Source organism: Faecalimicrobium sp. JNUCC 81 (assembly GCF_053667625.1).
Genome location: NZ_CM132203.1, coordinates 748930 through 764086 on the forward strand (window position 1 = coordinate 748930; position 15157 = coordinate 764086).

The window sequence follows — 15157 nt, forward strand, 5'->3', positions numbered from 1 at the left end:
GTACTTTGTGTGCAATTATATACAACTTCATGGTTTTTTTAATAAATAAAATAAATATAAAGGTTTAGGGAGAGATAAATATGATTAAGAGTAAAAGTTTAAAAAGATTTTTAGTAGTATTAGCTATAGCGGGGTTAACTCTAAGTGCTGTTGGATGTTCATCTAGTAAACCAGAAAGTAAATCACCAGAAACAAAAGTAGAATCAAGTAACTTTAAACCTGTAGAATTTGTATATTCAGATGGAGCTAAAGATTACAATGTTAAAGTAAATACTCCACGCCAAAAGGCTGTTACATTATCTCAATTTATGACAGAAATGCTACTTGCTCTAGACTTAGGAGATAGAATGGTTGGAACGGCTCTTTTAGATAATCCAATACTTCCTGAATTTAAAGAAGCTTATGATAAAATACCAGAACTTAAAGTAGGTGAAGGACACAATATATCAAAAGAGGCATTTATTGCAACAGGAGCAGATTTTGTTAGTGGATGGGATATGTCAATAAATGAACAAACAACAGGAACGCCAGATGAACTTATAAATAAAGATATAACACCATTTTTAGCTAAGTCATATTCACCAGATGCAAAAGTTGAAACAGTATATGAAGACTTTGATTTATTAGGAAAAATATTTGGTGTTGAAGATAAGGCTAAAGAAGTTGTAGATAAAATGAAAAGCGATATAAAAAATGTAACTGACAAAGCTGGAAAAATTAAAGAAGAAGATAGACCTAAGGTTATGGTTTATGATTCAGGAGAAGATAAAGCTATGGCAGTAGGTGGCGGACTTGCAAATAATTTAATAGAGCTTGCAGGAGGAAAAAATGTATTTGGAAAAGAAAATAAACCTTACATAAATGCGACTTGGGAAAGTGTAGTTGCCCAGAATCCTGAAGTTATAGTAGTTACTGATTATCTTGCAGGGTCTCCAGTACAAGAAAAAATAGATTTCTTAAAGAAACATCCAGCACTTAAAAATGTAGATGCTATAAAAAATAATAAAATATACGTTGTAGGATTAGCTGACTTATCTCCAGGAGTTAGAAATTCTCAAGTTATAGAAAAAATGCACGGATACTTCTATGGAGAAAATAAATAATGGATATTAGTGTTCAAAAGACAAGAAACCTTTCTAAAAAGAAAGGTTTCTTGTTTTGGACTATAGCTCTTAGTATAGTTTTAGTAATAACAATAATATGTGCTATAGCTATAGGTAGTACATATATAGAACCTGGAGTAGTTTATAAAGTATTACTTAATAAGTTGTCAAATGGAGCAGTTTTTGAACCAAATTGGAATACAATGTTTGAAAATATAATATGGGAAATAAGACTACCAAGAGTAATACTTGGAGGTATTTGTGGAGCAGGCCTTGCTTTATGTGGAGTACTTATGCAATGTGTAACTAAAAACCCAATAGCAGAGCCTTATATACTTGGTATATCATCAGGAGCATCTTGTGGTGCAGTAGCAGTTATAGTACTTGGTGGAATATCGACACTTGGTATAAGTAGTATAACAGGAGGAGCATTTGTTGGGTCAATATTATCTGGTATATTAGTATTTGCAATAGGCACACAAATGGGTAAAACTACATCTACAACAAGATTAGTACTTTCAGGTATGGCAATATCAACAATATTTTCTGCACTTACTAATTTGCTTATATATTCAGCAAAAAATTCTAACCAAGCAAAAAATGCATTGTTTTGGACTATAGGTAGTTTAGGAGGAGCTAAATGGGATGTACTATTAATTCCTTTTATAGCATTAGTTATAGTAGTAGTAATATCTTTTGTAATGTCAAAATCACTAGATGTGTTACTTTTAGGAGATGATAGTGCAATAATACTTGGTATAAATGTAAAGTTTGTAAAATCAATTTTAATAATTTTAGCAACTTTATTAACATCAACTTTAGTTGCTATAACGGGTGCAATAGGATTTATAGGCCTTGTAGTTCCTCATGTATGTAGAACAATAGCAGGAAGTGACCATAAAAAACTTATAATACTATCATCTTTAGTAGGGGCAATATTTTTAATATTATCAGATGTTGCTGCAAGAGGGCTTTTCCCTCCAATAGAGATACCTATAGGCATAATAACTTCATTAGTTGGTGGACCATTCTTCTTATACCTTATATCTAAGAAAAATTATTCATTTGGAGGAAAAGACTAATGATTAAATTACAAATTAAAAATTTAGGATTTGATATAGATAAAAATGAAATCTTAAAAGATATATCTTTTGATATAGAAAAAGGGTCATTTGTTGGGGTTATAGGTCCTAATGGGTCAGGTAAATCAACTTTACTTAAAAATATATATAGATTATATAAACCATCTGGTGGGGAAATATTTTTAGATAATAAAGATTTATCTAAGATGAAGGATAAAGAGTGTGCAAGAGAAATTGCTGTTTTGGCACAAGAGAGTAATTCTCAATTTGATTTTACTGTTGAGCAAATAGTAAAAATGGGGCGTTATCCATATAAATCTACTTTTGAAGACTATTCTAAAAGTGATTTACAAATGGTTAAGGAAATGCTAGAAAAAGTGGGATTAGATGATTATGGGGATAGAAGTTTTTCAAATTTATCAGGGGGAGAAAAACAAAGAACGTTAATTGCTAGAGCTTTGGTTCAAAATACTGATTTTCTAATATTAGATGAACCAACCAATCATTTAGATATAGGATATCAAATACAACTTATGGATTTGGTTAAAGGTTTAAATATAACTACATTGTCAGCTATTCATGATATGAATATAGCATCTATGTATTGTGATTATTTAATACTTATAAATAAAGGTAAAATAATAAAGTTCGGAACAGTAGAAGAAGTAATAACTTCAGAAATGTTAAAAGAAGTATTTGGAGTAAATGCTTATGTAGGAGTTAATCCAATAAATAAAAAATTACAAGTTTCATTTATGCATAGTCATGAACATGTAAATGGATTAGGTCACGATCATGTTCATGAAGATGGATTTAGTGGAGTTCACTCACATCACCATCAACATGCATATTAAAAAAGAGATGCTTAGCATCTCTTTTTTAATTATAAGGATTGCCTAAAGTTTTAGCAACGTACGTAGTTGTTGGTAATATGAACAAAATAATTCGCCCACACGTGGCTTAAAGGGAAATTTTATTTAACACCAGTGATTTATTAAAAATGATGCTATTCCTTCAAAAGGAATTTTTTCTGTTTTTAATAAACTTTGGACAACTAATCCATCAACTATAGATACTAATAAGAAAGAAAGTGATTCAGCAGATTCATCAGTACTATTTAATGTTCTTTCAATTTCAGCTTTTAGAGTAGCTCTCCAATTTATATAGTTTAATTTAATTCTATCTTTTAAAGGTTCATTACCAGTGATTGCTTCACAAAGAAGATACATATGCACTCTACCAGTACCTTCTATAGTAGATATCTTTTCTAGTATAGACTTTATTATTTCATCTTTAGGATGGTCAGTTTGTACATTTTGAACACAGTCTAAAACAGCTTTAGTTATTATTTTTAAGTGCACATCAGCAATATCACATATTAAATCATCTTTAGATGCATAGTGATAGTATAATGTACCTTTACTTATTCCAACATGTTTTGCAATATCAGCTAAACTCGTCTTTTTTATTCCGTTTTGGGTAATTAACTCAGTGGCAGATATCAAAATTGTTTGTTTCATATTATTATTTGATTTCATAAATTTAACCTTTCTACATTTAATGGATAAATGGTATAAGTCAATAATATTATAAACTTGCGAAAAAATATTGTCAACACGTCAACATATTGAAAAAACTTGGATAGAAAGTATTTATTGACTTTTAATATATAGAAGTATAAAATAATAATTAATAATCGGTCGCTCGACCGACTGAGAAGGTTGGATATGAAATTATATAAAAGAGAGGTTATAATTAATATGAATAAAATAAAGCTAGTAACAGATAGTTCATGTGATTTGCCAAAAGAGATAATAGACAAATATAATATAGATTTAATTGGATTAAATGTTTCATTTGGAGAAGATAGCTTCGTTGGTGGAGTTGATATAGATAATGAAACTTTCTATAAAAAAATGAGAGAAGAAAAAGAATTGCCTAAAACATCTTGTCCTTCACCAGATAGATTTATTAAATCATATGAATGCGAGGAAGAAAGTGTATTAGTTTTAACTTTAACATCTAAATTATCAGCAACTTATTCTACAGCTGTACTTGCAAAGGATATGTTTATAAAAGAAAATGGAAATAAAAAAATAGAAGTTATAGACACTGCAAGTGGATCTGTAGGAGCAGGGCTATTGGTTATAAAAGCGGCTGAATTAATAGAAGAAGGAAAAACTATAGATGAAATAGTCAAAGAAATAGAAAAATGTAAGGAAGAAGTAGTATTTTATGGAGCATTAGAAACTTTAGAAAATGCGATAAAAGGTGGAAGAATAAGTGCAATAAAAGGCGGTATTATAAATGCATTAAACTTTAAAGTTATAATTCATATAACAGAAGGTGTTGTTAAGCCTATAGATAAAGCTAGAGGAGAGGTAAGGACCTTAAAAAAAGTTTTAGAATATGTTGATACGAATGCAATAAACTGTGAGCAAAAAAGGCTTGCAATAGGTCACTCAAACTGTTTAGATAAGGCATTAAAGGTGAAAGAATTAATACAAGAAAATCATAAATTTAAAGATGTAGTTATAAGTGAAGTTGGATCAGTTATGGGAACTTATACAGCACAAGGAGCAATATTAGTAAGTATATTATAATTATATAAAATAAGAAGACATTTTCTAAATTTTAGGAAATGTCTTCTTATTTTATTTAAAATTACTATATAATGTATATAGTAGTTTAGCTAGAAAAATAGTTTTTTAAGATTTAGATTAGATGAAATATGCACTATTAAACAAGGAGGAAGCAAAATGGGAATAGTAGAAGAGGTAGCTGAATCTATAAAAAGGATGGTTGCAAAACTTTTATTCGGTAAAAGCTTTGATAATTATGAAGAGATAATGATAAATCATGGTATAGAGGAGGATGTATTATTAATAACTTTAAAAAGATTTATTTTTGAAGGAAAAGCAAACGAAGCAGAAGATATGTTATTTGATGAAGCAAAACATAATAAAATTAAAAATCTATCTTATGTAGTTATTGAATTTTATACAATGCTAATGAATAAAAGTGATGAAGAATTAAAAGATTTAAATTTTTCAAAAGAAGAAATATATGATGGTATAGATGATATTAAAAAATATATTATAAAAAATTAGATATAAAGAGAGTATATTGAAAATAAATTTATTTTCAATATACTCTCTTTATATCTATAAAAAATTATCGTAAAACAATAAAAAAATATTGAAAAATGAATAATACATATGATATCTTTAAGTTAGAAGTAAAATAATAATTAAAAGGGGTATGTATATGGATAAAAGTGCAGGAAAATTTTTATTTAAGGGAGTACTATGGATATTTCAGGTAGTGATAGGGTTTTTTTTAGCGTATTTGTTAGGTGGATTAATATTTGGTTTATATGATTTTAAAAGCACAGAACCAGGAACTAGAATTATTGATGCATTATCTGGTATTATTTATCTTGGAATGTATTTTATAACTATAAGACAGTTAATACTGTTAATTAGAAGTAGTGAAGAAAGTCCATTTACAAATGAAAATGTAAAAAGATTTAAATTTATGGGAATTTGTATGTTAATAAATTCTATATTAGAGTGTATAATGGGATATGGAGCAGGTAGACAAGGTGAAATGATAAAAATAATAGCAACTCCAAATGGAGCATTAACACCTATGATGCTAGTATGTATAATAGCATCACTTATGTGTTTTGTAATGGCAGATGTGTTTAAAAAGGCCATGCAAATGAAAGATGAAAATGACTTAACTATATAAGGAGAAGAATATGGCAATTATAGTTAATTTAGATGTAATGATGGCAAAAAGAAAGATGTCTTTAACTGAATTAGCGCAAAAGATAGATATAACTAATGCTAATTTATCAATATTAAAAAATAATAAGGCAAGGGCAGTAAGATTTTCTACATTAAATGAAATATGTAAAATTTTAGAATGTCAGCCAGGAGATATATTAGAGTATATTGAAGATGAAGAAAGTGGAGAATAAATGATAATAAGGGATAATTTATATGGAGAATTTGAAGTAGAACCTTTAATAGAAGAACTAATAAATAGTAGATCTGTTCAAAGACTTAAACATGTGCATCAAGGTGGTGCAAGTTATTTAGTAAATGAAAGTTGGAATGTTACTAGGTATGAACACTCAGTTGGGGTAATGTTATTAATTAAAACATTAGGTGGAAGTATTAAGGAACAAATTGCAGGGTTACTGCATGATATATCTCATACTGCATTTTCTCATGTAGTAGACTATGCTCTAGATTATAAAGAAGAAGATTATCATGAAAAAATATATGACAAAGTAATAAAAGACTCTGATATACCAAAAATACTAAATAAATATGGATATGACCACAAAAATATATTAGGCAATGATAATAAAAAATATACATTACTTGAGAAGAAAGCACCACATCTTTGTGCAGATAGAATAGATTATACATTAAGAGATATGTATGCTTATAAAAGTATAAATAAAAATGATGTAGGAAAATTTTTAGATTCACTTATTGTAGTAGATAATATGATAGCGATAGATGATATAAAAATTGCTAAATGGTTTGTTAATTTATATTGTAAAGAAGTAACAGAATATTTTATGCATCCGTTAAGTGTATATGGAAATAACTTATTAGTTAATATTATAAAAATAGCATTGAAAGAAAATATATTATCCTTAGATGATTTATTGAAAAATGATGATGAAGTTATTGATATTTTAAAGAGTAGCAAAGATAAAGAGATACAAAATTTATTAAATAAATTTAACTCTAATGTAATTCTTAAAGAAGATAAAGTTGGCTATGATATACATCAAAAATTTAAAGTAAGATTAATAGACCCAGAAGTTAAAATTAATAACAGTGTATATAAGATATCTGATATTTGTGAAGAAATTAAAGAAATAAATAAAAATGCTTACAATAAAATAAAAGAAGGTGCATACATTAAAATTATAAATATACCTTAAAGTAAATCTACATAAAATAAAAAATAGGATGGATATCCATCCTATTTTTTATTTCATATCATATGAAGTAGGACCATCTTTATAGTTTGTATAACTAAGCCAAGTTGCTGAATATCCAATATCTTTCGGAGATGATTGGTCTTCTAAATTACAATATCCGTTTGCATATTTAGCTATTAACATAGCAGCAAGTTTTAACCAAGATTTTAGAACTATATTTGCATTATTTTCACAAGCTTTTGTAATATATTCTATAGTATTTATATGAGAAGTATTTTTGCATCTCTCATCACAACTTTTAATAAAGTCAAATGACATAATCTCAAGTTTTCTTTGTAAATCAAATATATCGTGCTCAGTCATTTGCTTATAGTTTAATCTAGCCCAATTACCTACAAAATTAAAAATCCAAAATGCGCAATTAGAATCATATTTTTGAGGAGAGCCAGTTTGATAAGATAAAGGTATGCTAGTAGATTTACTGGAGAATGGAACAAAGCAGCTAGTATATGATACATCAGGTGCAAACCATAATAAACCTTTAGTAGACTCTGGGGCATATGGTCTTATTTGGCATGCATAAGTATATCCTTGATAAAATATTGATATTGCCCTTTCCCATGCTCCATAATATTTTTTATCTTTTGTAATATTATTTTGATTGCCATCATAGGGGCCTACAAATCGATTAGGATCATTATATGGGCCAGAAGCAACACCTTTAGTTAAATCAAATTCAGTCCCTTCATAATGGTCACGATATAGTGAAAAAACATCACTTAGAGTTAATTTGTGTTTAGGTTTTATAGAAAATGGATAATCTCTAGTATATCCATCTTTGACCCATGGATTTAAAAATAAGTCAGTATTAACTCTATCAAATATGCGCCAAATACGCCTTAAAGAATAATATGGATGATTATTATTCACCAGGACTTACAGCCTTAAGCCAATCAATAGGGCCATCTGATTCTTTCCACCAACCTAGCTTATAAATTCCAGGATGAAGAAATTTAGAGTACATAAAATCATCGCTATCTTTTAAAATATCACGAATACGAAACTCGTTAGCTGCAACAAATACTTCACCATCAGGAACACGCTTAGCAACCCAAGCAGAATGGTATTTCTCATTAGGAAGAGCACACATTTCAAATACCCAAGCCTCATTTTCATCAGAAACTAAAAGTGTTTCACCTGTTGAATATAGTCCGTAAGTATCTATAAGTTCTCCCATAAGTTTTATTGCATTTCTTGAAGTCTTGCATCTTTCTAGAGCTATACGAGATAACTCTTGACTGTAAAATAATCTAATATGTTTTCCGGTATTAATAGATTCATTTTCTGTAACAAATGTAGGCTGATAGTTAGCTGCATTTGTACACTCACCTATCATTAAATTATGCTCATTCATTATTCCATAATTTCCATCAAAGTAGGCATAAGTATGAGTCACCTGAGGAATATACCCAATTGGATCTGTTTTAGGATAAGAAGTTGTATTGTACCCAGGTCCTCTATCTTCACTTACAATCCTAGGATAACGATAATGTTCTGCAAAAATGGGCCTCAGTTGGCCGGGTTCGTAATTTTTTTCAGGAATATATATTAGCCTTTGATCACCTAACTCATCATCACAAGAATGTGTAACAACCATTGATCCATCAGCCATAGCACCTTTAGTAACAATAATAGTCGTGCACATATAAAACCCCCTTAATTAATTTAATAAATTTTAACGATAGTTATACTATGATTAGCGTACTTGTCTTGTGAACTGAAGGTGTATAAGTTAATATATTATGGATAAACTTATATAGATAGTTGACAATTTATTAAGTAAGACATATTATAAAATAAAGAAATTAATAATAAATTAAATCCTGTGAAAAGGAGTAGTATCTAAAAAAGATTCAATACAGAAAGTTAAGGATGATGAGATCTTAACAAGAAAATTTTAGTGAATGGACCTTAGAGGAGTAAAGTGAAATGTAGTTATACAAATTAGCTTATATCGTAACTGCACGTTATAGCAGACATTAAGAGATATATATTTAAATTAAGTATATATAATTTAGGTGGTACCACGGAAAATTTATCCGTCCTATTAATTTAGGACGGATTTTTTAATACACAAATATAACAAACTTTAGGAGGAACTAATGAATAGAATAGGTATAATAGGAGCGATGGATGAAGAAGTAGATATATTAGTTGAATTAATGGACATTAAAGAAACTATAGAAAAAGCAAGTTTGAAATTCTACGAAGGAACATTAGAAGGAAAAAACATAGTTTTAGTAAGATGTGGAATAGGTAAAGTAAATTCAGCATTATGTGCACAAATATTAATAAGTGAATTTAATGTAGATGCAGTAGTTAATACTGGTGTTGCAGGAGCACTACATTCTGATCTTGATGTTCAAGATATAGTAATATCAACTGATGCAATTCAATATGATGTAGATACTACAGCTTTTGGATACAAAAAAGGAATAATACCAAGAATGGAAAGTTCGACTTTCATAGCTGATGAAAGACTTATAAATGCAGCGTATGAATCTTCAGTGTCTGAAAACAAAGGCCATAAAGTTTTAAAAGGAAGAGTAGTGACAGGAGATATATTTATAAGTTCTAAAGAATTAAAAGAAGAATTAGTAAATGATTTCGGTGCATACTGTGGAGAAATGGAAGGAGCATCTATAGCTCACGTTTGTTCTTTAAACAAAGTACCATTTGTAATAATAAGGGCAATGTCAGATAGGGCTGATGGAACTGCTGATGTAGTTTATGATGAGTTTGTTCAAGATGCAGCTCATAATTCTAAAGATATAGTTTTAAAAATGTTAAAATCATTATAGGAGGATTTTTAAATGAGTGATAAAAAAATAATATTTAGTGGAGCTCAACCTTCTGGGAAAATGACTCTAGGAAATTATTTAGGAGCTATACAAAACTGGACTAAACTTCAAGATGAATATAATTGTTTTTATAGTGTAGTTGACTTACATGCTATAACAGTACCTCAACAGGCTAAAGATTTAAGAGCTAACACTATGGAATTATTAGCACAATATTTAGCTTGCGGATTAGATCCTGAAAAAAATACAATATTTATACAATCTCATGTAAGTGCACATACAGAGCTTATGTGGATATTAAATACGATGACGTACATGGGTGAATTAAGTAGAATGACTCAATTTAAAGATAAGTCTCAAAAAAGTGAAGCTAATTTAAATGCAGGTTTATTTACTTATCCAGTACTTATGGCAGCTGATATACTTTTATACCAAACAGATTTAGTACCAGTAGGTGAAGATCAAAAGCAACATTTAGAGTTGGCTCGTGATCTTGCTAGTAGATTTAACAATAGATATTCACCAACATTTAAAGTACCAGAACCATACATTCCAAAAGAAGTAGGAAGAGTTATGAGTTTACAAGAGCCAACTAAAAAAATGAGTAAATCAGATGAAGATCAAAATGCATTCATATTATTAGCAGATGATGCAGATACTATAAGAAGAAAAATAAAAAGAAGTGTTACTGACTCAATAGGCGCAGTAAATTATAGTGATGAACAGCCAGGAATTAAAAATTTACTTGAAATATATTCTAAATTAGATAATAAAAGTATCGAAGAATTAGTATCAATGTATGAAGGTAAAGGATATGGTGTATTTAAAGAAGATGTAGCTGAAGTTATAGTAGAATCTTTAAAACCAATAAGAGATAAGTATAATGATTTATTAAGCAATAAAGACTACTTAGAAACTGTATATGCAATGGGTGCTAGTAAAGCTGAACAACAAGCTAGAAAAACACTTAGAAAAGTATATAAAAAAGTTGGATTAATAGAAAGAAAATTCTTATAAAATTTTCTTAGTTCATATTGCCAACGACCTTGAAAAACAGGTCCGTTGCTAAAATAAAAGTAAAAGGATTATAGAGAAATTATAAAAAATAATTTCTCTATAATCCTTTTGCATTTTTATAAGTAATTTATCACATACTACAATTATATGTAATTGTTTCAAAAAGGATGTGATATCTATTAACAATAAGAAAAAGGAAGAAGATGTAATTCCTATAAGTATGAAAGAATTGGATAAAATAATAAATGAAATGTATTTATCAGATGATACTAAAAAGGACCTAGGTTTAATAAAAAGATACTTAGAAAGACTTATGCTGACAATAGAAAGAAGTAGAATTAGAGAGTATATGATGCTAACTGATAGCAAAAGAAGACTATTTACAATAAATTTTGTAGCAGGATTAGGGAAAGGTTTTGGTCAGGCGATAGGACTTACAATACTAGCAGCCATTGCACTTTACATACTTGCTTCGTGGGTAAATCTGCCTATTATAGGAGAGTATATAGCTGAATTAGTTAATATAGTAGAACTTTACAGAGGAAAGAGGTAATAGTATGGACATAAACAAATATAAAAAAGAGTTATTAAATGAAAAAGAAAAAATAGAGAAATTAATAGTAGAAATGCAAGATAATACTATGTTTGGAAATACAACTAAACATTCTAGTGAAAGATATACATCAGGAGACCTATCAAGTTATGATAATCATTCAGCAGATATGGGTACTGAAGTATATATGCAAGATATGCAAAATAGTCTAACTATCCATGAAAGAGGAAAGCTAGATAATATAGAAAATGCTTTATATAAAATAGAAAATGGAACTTATGGAGTATGCGAACAGTGCCATAAAAAAATAGATGAAGATAGATTAGATATAGTTCCAGAAACTAATTTATGTGCACATTGTTCAAAACACCAACCCGATTTACCAATAACAAGTGGAAAATATAATCAAAATCTAATAAATGAAGGTGCTAGTTTTTATGATGAAATACTAATTCAACTAAATGATATAAATGATGTTGCTAAAAGATATAATAATACAAGTAATAAGTATAATAAATAAAGTTTATAAGAAAGAAGGAATGTAATATGAAAAAGATATTATATATGATTCCTGTACTATTACTTCTGGTAGTAGGTATGTACTTTCATAATAAAGCAGGCATAAAAGATGAAGAGGTTATAAGTTTAAATAAAGATATTTTAAATGATTATGAAGATATTATAATAAAACATGGTAATGATGAAGAAAAGTTAATAGCATTAACATTTGATGATGGTCCAGATAAAGATTTTACACCACAAATATTAGATATATTAAAAGACAATGATGTAAAAGCAACATTTTTTGTAGTAGGAGAAATGGTAGAGTGGAACACGGAAATATTAAAAAGAGAATATAATGAAGGTCATGAAATTGGAAACCACACTTTTACTCATATAAATGTTGCAAAAAGAAGTTATTCTGAAATAAATAAAGAAATAAGCGAAACACAAGAAGCAGTAAAAAAGGTTATAGGAAAAGAACCCAATTTATTTAGACCACCATATAGAGCAATAAGTAAAAATATGTGCACTATAGCAAAAGATAAAAATATGAATATAGTATTATGGTCAAATTTAGACCCTAGAGATTGGTCAAACCCAGGTGTAAATTATATTGTAGATACTATAATGAATAAAGTTCAAAATGGTACAATAATACTTTTACATGATTATAACAATGCTAGAAATTCAACAACTCAGACAGTGCAAGCACTAAAAATAGTTGTACCAAGATTAAAAGAACAAGGATATAAATTTGTAACCGTATCAGAGCTTATAAAACATACAAATAATGAAAAACAAACAGAAAATAACAAATAACAGGCTTCCAATTAGGAAGCTTTTTTTTGTATAATAGTATTATATAAAAATTTAGGAGGAAAATATATTGTTATATGCGCTAATAATAGTTTTATTAATAGGGATAGATCAGTTATCTAAAGTATGGGCTTTAAATTCTTTAAAAGACATTGGAAGTATACCTATAATAGAAAATATATTTCATCTTACATATGTAGAAAATAGAGGGGCAGCTTTTGGAATGTTCCAAGATAACCAAATGATATTTGTAATAGTTGCACTATCGGCATCTATATTTGGGATATATTATCTAAATAAAAATAAAAATATAAACTTACTAGGAAAAACTGGAATAATTCTTATAATTTCAGGTGCTATAGGAAATTTAATAGACAGAGTAAGATTAGGCTTTGTAGTAGATTATTTTGATTTTAGATTTATATGGGAATATGTATTTAACGTAGCAGATGTATTCGTAGTTGTAGGAACGATACTTTTATGTGTATATATATTATTCTTTGACAATGAAAAGTAGGTGACGATATGGAAGAAGTAAGAGAGTTTTTAGTGTTAGAAGAAGATGAAGGTGATAGATTAGATGTATACTTAGCAAATGAGTTAGGAGATATGTCTAGAAGTTACATTCAAAAGATAATAAAGGATAAAAAAGTAAGTGTAAACTCAAAGGTGGAAAAAGCTAAGTATCTAGTAAAAGAAGATGATAAGATAATGGTAGAAATACCAGCACCAAAACTTTTAGAGGTAACTCCTCAAGATATACCAATAGATATAGTTTATGAAGATAATGATTTATTAATAGTTAATAAATCACAGGATATGGTTGTTCATCCTGCTCCTGGCAATTATGACAATACTTTAGTTAATGCAATACTTTATCATTGCAAGGACAACTTATCTTCTATCAATGGAGTTATAAGACCAGGTATTGTTCATAGAATAGATAAGGATACTTCTGGACTTTTAATGATAGCGAAAAATAATAATGCACATAACTCTTTAGCAAAGCAACTAAAAGATCATTCTATAACTAGAGAGTATGAGTTTATATGTCATGGTCTTGTTAAAGAAGATAAAATAACTGTAGATAAGCCTCTAGGTAGAAATCCTAAGGATAGATTAAAGATGGCAGTTGTGAAGGATGGAAAACGTGCAGTAACTCATTTTGAAGTTATTGAAAGGTATGATAATTTTACACATATGAAAGCTACCCTTGAAACAGGGAGAACTCACCAAATAAGAGTACATGCTTTATCTATAAATCATCCGTTATTAGGAGATGTTGTCTATGGTCCTAAAAATAGTAAGTTTAAACTAAAAGGTCAAACTCTACACGCTAAAAAGTTAGGATTTATACACCCAACTAGCAAAGAATATGTTGAGTTTGATTCTAAATTACCAAAATATTTCGAGGATATAATTGCCAAAATAAAATAATTCTTGCAAAAAACATTGCAAGATTATATAATTAAGGGTAACTAAATACCTTTAATTGATACAGAGATATCATAAGGCAAAAGTGAGTAATATATTTGTATATTTTGATACATACAAGCTTCTTGTCTTATGATAAGGAGCTTTTTAGATTTGAGCAACGGACTCAGTCGTTTAAGCAACGTGTTGGCGAATTACTTGAGCGACATGAGCGAAGCGAATTTTTTTAATTTAACTTAAAATACTAGGAGGTCAGAAATGAGAGAAAAGGCCCAATTAATGGATGAAAAAGCAATCTCAAGAGCTATAACAAGGGTAAGTCATGAAATCATAGAAAAAAACAAAGGTGTAGAAGATATAGTCTTAGTAGGAATAAAAACTAGAGGTTTACCTATTGCAGATAGAATATCTAAAAAGATAGAACAAATTGAAGGAACAAAGGTTAACACAGGTGAAGTTGATATAACTTTATATAGAGATGATTTAAAAGAAATAGATATTGACCCAATACTTAATGGATCAAAAATAGATTTTAATATAGATGATAAAATAGTTATCTTAATAGATGATGTTTTATACACAGGAAGAACAGTTAGATCAGCACTAGATGCTATTATGGATATAGGAAGACCAAAATCAATTCAGCTAGCAGTTTTAGTAGATAGAGGGCATAGAGAATTGCCAATAAGAGCTGATTATGTAGGAAAAAATGTTCCTACATCAAGACATGAGATTATATCAGTAAAATTAGTTGAAACTGATGAAGAAGACTCAGTAACAATAAAAGAATAGACACATAGACTATAAAGAGTTTATAT

19 protein-coding genes and 1 other annotated feature are annotated in these 15157 nt (G+C 28.6%); of the genes, 16 read left to right on the top strand and 3 right to left on the bottom strand.

Annotated features, from left to right (window positions below; all coding sequences use genetic code 11):
• Window positions 1-80 precede the first annotated feature (80 nt).
• From JNUCC81_RS03650 to JNUCC81_RS03660, 3 genes are read left to right on the top strand one after another with little or no spacing between them, the layout of a single operon-like run.
• Window positions 81-1103, top strand: coding sequence for an ABC transporter substrate-binding protein (locus tag JNUCC81_RS03650; protein WP_454095352.1), 1023 nt, complete (start codon window positions 81-83; stop codon window positions 1101-1103).
• A complete protein-coding gene (locus JNUCC81_RS03655; protein WP_454095353.1) occupies window positions 1103-2185 on the top strand; it encodes a FecCD family ABC transporter permease in 1083 nt (360 codons plus the stop codon). Before JNUCC81_RS03650 ends, JNUCC81_RS03655 begins: the two co-directional genes overlap by 1 nt.
• The gene (locus JNUCC81_RS03660; protein ID WP_454095354.1) at window positions 2185-3039 is read left to right on the top strand and encodes an ATP-binding cassette domain-containing protein; all 855 of its coding nucleotides are present in this window, start codon (window positions 2185-2187) and stop codon (window positions 3037-3039) included. The genes JNUCC81_RS03655 and JNUCC81_RS03660 overlap by 1 nt, the downstream gene beginning before the upstream one ends.
• A 123-nt stretch (window positions 3040-3162) precedes the next feature.
• On the opposite strand, the gene JNUCC81_RS03665 is transcribed toward JNUCC81_RS03660, so the two are convergent.
• Window positions 3163-3723 (bottom strand): TetR/AcrR family transcriptional regulator, encoded by a 561-nt coding sequence (locus JNUCC81_RS03665; RefSeq protein ID WP_208334653.1) that lies wholly within the window; start codon window positions 3721-3723, stop codon window positions 3163-3165.
• Window positions 3724-3945: 222 nt separating this feature from the next.
• Between JNUCC81_RS03665 and JNUCC81_RS03670 the strand changes: the two genes are divergently transcribed.
• The 5 genes from JNUCC81_RS03670 (at window position 3946) to JNUCC81_RS03690 (ending at window position 7154) form a co-directional block, all read left to right on the top strand.
• The gene (locus tag JNUCC81_RS03670) at window positions 3946-4788 is read left to right on the top strand and encodes a DegV family protein (protein WP_454096370.1); all 843 of its coding nucleotides are present in this window, start codon (window positions 3946-3948) and stop codon (window positions 4786-4788) included.
• Window positions 4789-4944: 156 nt separating this feature from the next.
• Window positions 4945-5295: a DUF6483 family protein gene (locus JNUCC81_RS03675; protein WP_454095355.1), complete on the top strand. Its 351-nt coding sequence runs from the start codon at window positions 4945-4947 to the stop codon at window positions 5293-5295.
• A gap of 157 nt (window positions 5296-5452) precedes the next feature.
• A complete protein-coding gene (locus JNUCC81_RS03680; protein WP_454095356.1) occupies window positions 5453-5938 on the top strand; it encodes a DUF2975 domain-containing protein in 486 nt (161 codons plus the stop codon).
• A gap of 10 nt (window positions 5939-5948) precedes the next feature.
• Window positions 5949-6170: a helix-turn-helix domain-containing protein gene (locus tag JNUCC81_RS03685; RefSeq protein ID WP_208334954.1), complete on the top strand. Its 222-nt coding sequence runs from the start codon at window positions 5949-5951 to the stop codon at window positions 6168-6170.
• Window positions 6171-7154 carry an HD domain-containing protein gene (locus tag JNUCC81_RS03690; protein ID WP_454095357.1) on the top strand — a complete coding sequence of 328 codons (984 nt, stop codon included), beginning with the start codon at window positions 6171-6173 and terminating at the stop codon, window positions 7152-7154. It abuts the gene before it with no gap.
• A gap of 48 nt (window positions 7155-7202) precedes the next feature.
• Here the strand turns inward: JNUCC81_RS03690 and JNUCC81_RS03695 are convergent, their stop codons facing one another.
• Together JNUCC81_RS03695 and JNUCC81_RS03700 are read right to left on the bottom strand one after the other, a co-directional pair.
• Entirely contained in the window at window positions 7203-8084 is an 882-nt protein-coding gene (locus JNUCC81_RS03695; protein WP_454095358.1) for a C69 family dipeptidase, read from the bottom strand.
• On the bottom strand, window positions 8077-8859 hold the full coding sequence (locus JNUCC81_RS03700) for a C69 family dipeptidase (protein ID WP_454095359.1): 783 nt from the start codon (window positions 8857-8859) through the stop codon (window positions 8077-8079). The genes JNUCC81_RS03695 and JNUCC81_RS03700 overlap by 8 nt, the downstream gene beginning before the upstream one ends.
• Before the next feature lie 171 nt (window positions 8860-9030).
• Window positions 9031-9264: a binding site (T-box leader), on the top strand.
• A gap of 52 nt (window positions 9265-9316) precedes the next feature.
• Here JNUCC81_RS03700 and JNUCC81_RS03705 point away from each other — a divergent pair.
• The 8 genes from JNUCC81_RS03705 (at window position 9317) to pyrR (ending at window position 15131) form a co-directional block, all read left to right on the top strand.
• Window positions 9317-10015 (top strand): 5'-methylthioadenosine/adenosylhomocysteine nucleosidase, encoded by a 699-nt coding sequence (locus JNUCC81_RS03705; RefSeq protein WP_454095360.1) that lies wholly within the window; start codon window positions 9317-9319, stop codon window positions 10013-10015.
• Between the two features lie 12 nt (window positions 10016-10027).
• Window positions 10028-11032 carry a tryptophan--tRNA ligase gene (gene trpS / locus JNUCC81_RS03710; RefSeq protein WP_454095361.1) on the top strand — a complete coding sequence of 335 codons (1005 nt, stop codon included), beginning with the start codon at window positions 10028-10030 and terminating at the stop codon, window positions 11030-11032.
• Between the two features lie 220 nt (window positions 11033-11252).
• The gene (locus tag JNUCC81_RS03715; RefSeq protein ID WP_286184152.1) at window positions 11253-11585 is read left to right on the top strand and encodes a DUF5665 domain-containing protein; all 333 of its coding nucleotides are present in this window, start codon (window positions 11253-11255) and stop codon (window positions 11583-11585) included.
• Between the two features lie 4 nt (window positions 11586-11589).
• Window positions 11590-12105, top strand: a complete 516-nt coding sequence (locus tag JNUCC81_RS03720) for a TraR/DksA C4-type zinc finger protein (RefSeq protein ID WP_454095362.1) — start codon at window positions 11590-11592, stop codon at window positions 12103-12105.
• Between the two features lie 26 nt (window positions 12106-12131).
• Complete coding sequence (locus JNUCC81_RS03725) at window positions 12132-12908, top strand: polysaccharide deacetylase family protein (protein ID WP_454095363.1); 777 nt, start codon at window positions 12132-12134, stop codon at window positions 12906-12908.
• A gap of 67 nt (window positions 12909-12975) precedes the next feature.
• The gene (gene lspA, locus JNUCC81_RS03730; protein ID WP_208333914.1) at window positions 12976-13422 is read left to right on the top strand and encodes a signal peptidase II; all 447 of its coding nucleotides are present in this window, start codon (window positions 12976-12978) and stop codon (window positions 13420-13422) included.
• 8 nt (window positions 13423-13430) lie between these two features.
• The gene (locus JNUCC81_RS03735) at window positions 13431-14342 is read left to right on the top strand and encodes an RluA family pseudouridine synthase (RefSeq protein ID WP_454095364.1); all 912 of its coding nucleotides are present in this window, start codon (window positions 13431-13433) and stop codon (window positions 14340-14342) included.
• Between the two features lie 255 nt (window positions 14343-14597).
• Window positions 14598-15131, top strand: a complete 534-nt coding sequence (gene pyrR / locus JNUCC81_RS03740) for a bifunctional pyr operon transcriptional regulator/uracil phosphoribosyltransferase PyrR (protein ID WP_208333912.1) — start codon at window positions 14598-14600, stop codon at window positions 15129-15131.
• The last annotated feature ends 26 nt before the right edge of the window (window positions 15132-15157 follow it).

Excerpts from the sequence above, each read along its gene's own strand:
- JNUCC81_RS03665 (WP_208334653.1), bottom strand. The coding sequence starts at position 3,723 with ATGAAATCAAATAATAATATGAAACAAACAATTTTGATATCTGCCACT.
- JNUCC81_RS03655 (WP_454095353.1), top strand. The coding sequence starts at position 1,103 with ATGGATATTAGTGTTCAAAAGACAAGAAACCTTTCTAAAAAGAAAGGT.
- JNUCC81_RS03685 (WP_208334954.1), top strand. The coding sequence starts at position 5,949 with ATGGCAATTATAGTTAATTTAGATGTAATGATGGCAAAAAGAAAGATG.
- pyrR (WP_208333912.1), top strand. The coding sequence starts at position 14,598 with ATGAGAGAAAAGGCCCAATTAATGGATGAAAAAGCAATCTCAAGAGCT.
- JNUCC81_RS03690 (WP_454095357.1), top strand. The coding sequence starts at position 6,171 with ATGATAATAAGGGATAATTTATATGGAGAATTTGAAGTAGAACCTTTA.
- JNUCC81_RS03675 (WP_454095355.1), top strand. The coding sequence starts at position 4,945 with ATGGGAATAGTAGAAGAGGTAGCTGAATCTATAAAAAGGATGGTTGCA.
- JNUCC81_RS03650 (WP_454095352.1), top strand. The coding sequence starts at position 81 with ATGATTAAGAGTAAAAGTTTAAAAAGATTTTTAGTAGTATTAGCTATA.
- trpS (WP_454095361.1), top strand. The coding sequence starts at position 10,028 with ATGAGTGATAAAAAAATAATATTTAGTGGAGCTCAACCTTCTGGGAAA.
- JNUCC81_RS03725 (WP_454095363.1), top strand. The coding sequence starts at position 12,132 with ATGAAAAAGATATTATATATGATTCCTGTACTATTACTTCTGGTAGTA.
- JNUCC81_RS03670 (WP_454096370.1), top strand. The coding sequence starts at position 3,946 with ATGAATAAAATAAAGCTAGTAACAGATAGTTCATGTGATTTGCCAAAA.
- JNUCC81_RS03705 (WP_454095360.1), top strand. The coding sequence starts at position 9,317 with ATGAATAGAATAGGTATAATAGGAGCGATGGATGAAGAAGTAGATATA.
- JNUCC81_RS03680 (WP_454095356.1), top strand. The coding sequence starts at position 5,453 with ATGGATAAAAGTGCAGGAAAATTTTTATTTAAGGGAGTACTATGGATA.
- JNUCC81_RS03735 (WP_454095364.1), top strand. The coding sequence starts at position 13,431 with ATGGAAGAAGTAAGAGAGTTTTTAGTGTTAGAAGAAGATGAAGGTGAT.
- JNUCC81_RS03660 (WP_454095354.1), top strand. The coding sequence starts at position 2,185 with ATGATTAAATTACAAATTAAAAATTTAGGATTTGATATAGATAAAAAT.
- JNUCC81_RS03720 (WP_454095362.1), top strand. The coding sequence starts at position 11,590 with ATGGACATAAACAAATATAAAAAAGAGTTATTAAATGAAAAAGAAAAA.
- JNUCC81_RS03715 (WP_286184152.1), top strand. The coding sequence starts at position 11,253 with ATGAAAGAATTGGATAAAATAATAAATGAAATGTATTTATCAGATGAT.
- JNUCC81_RS03700 (WP_454095359.1), bottom strand. The coding sequence starts at position 8,859 with ATGTGCACGACTATTATTGTTACTAAAGGTGCTATGGCTGATGGATCA.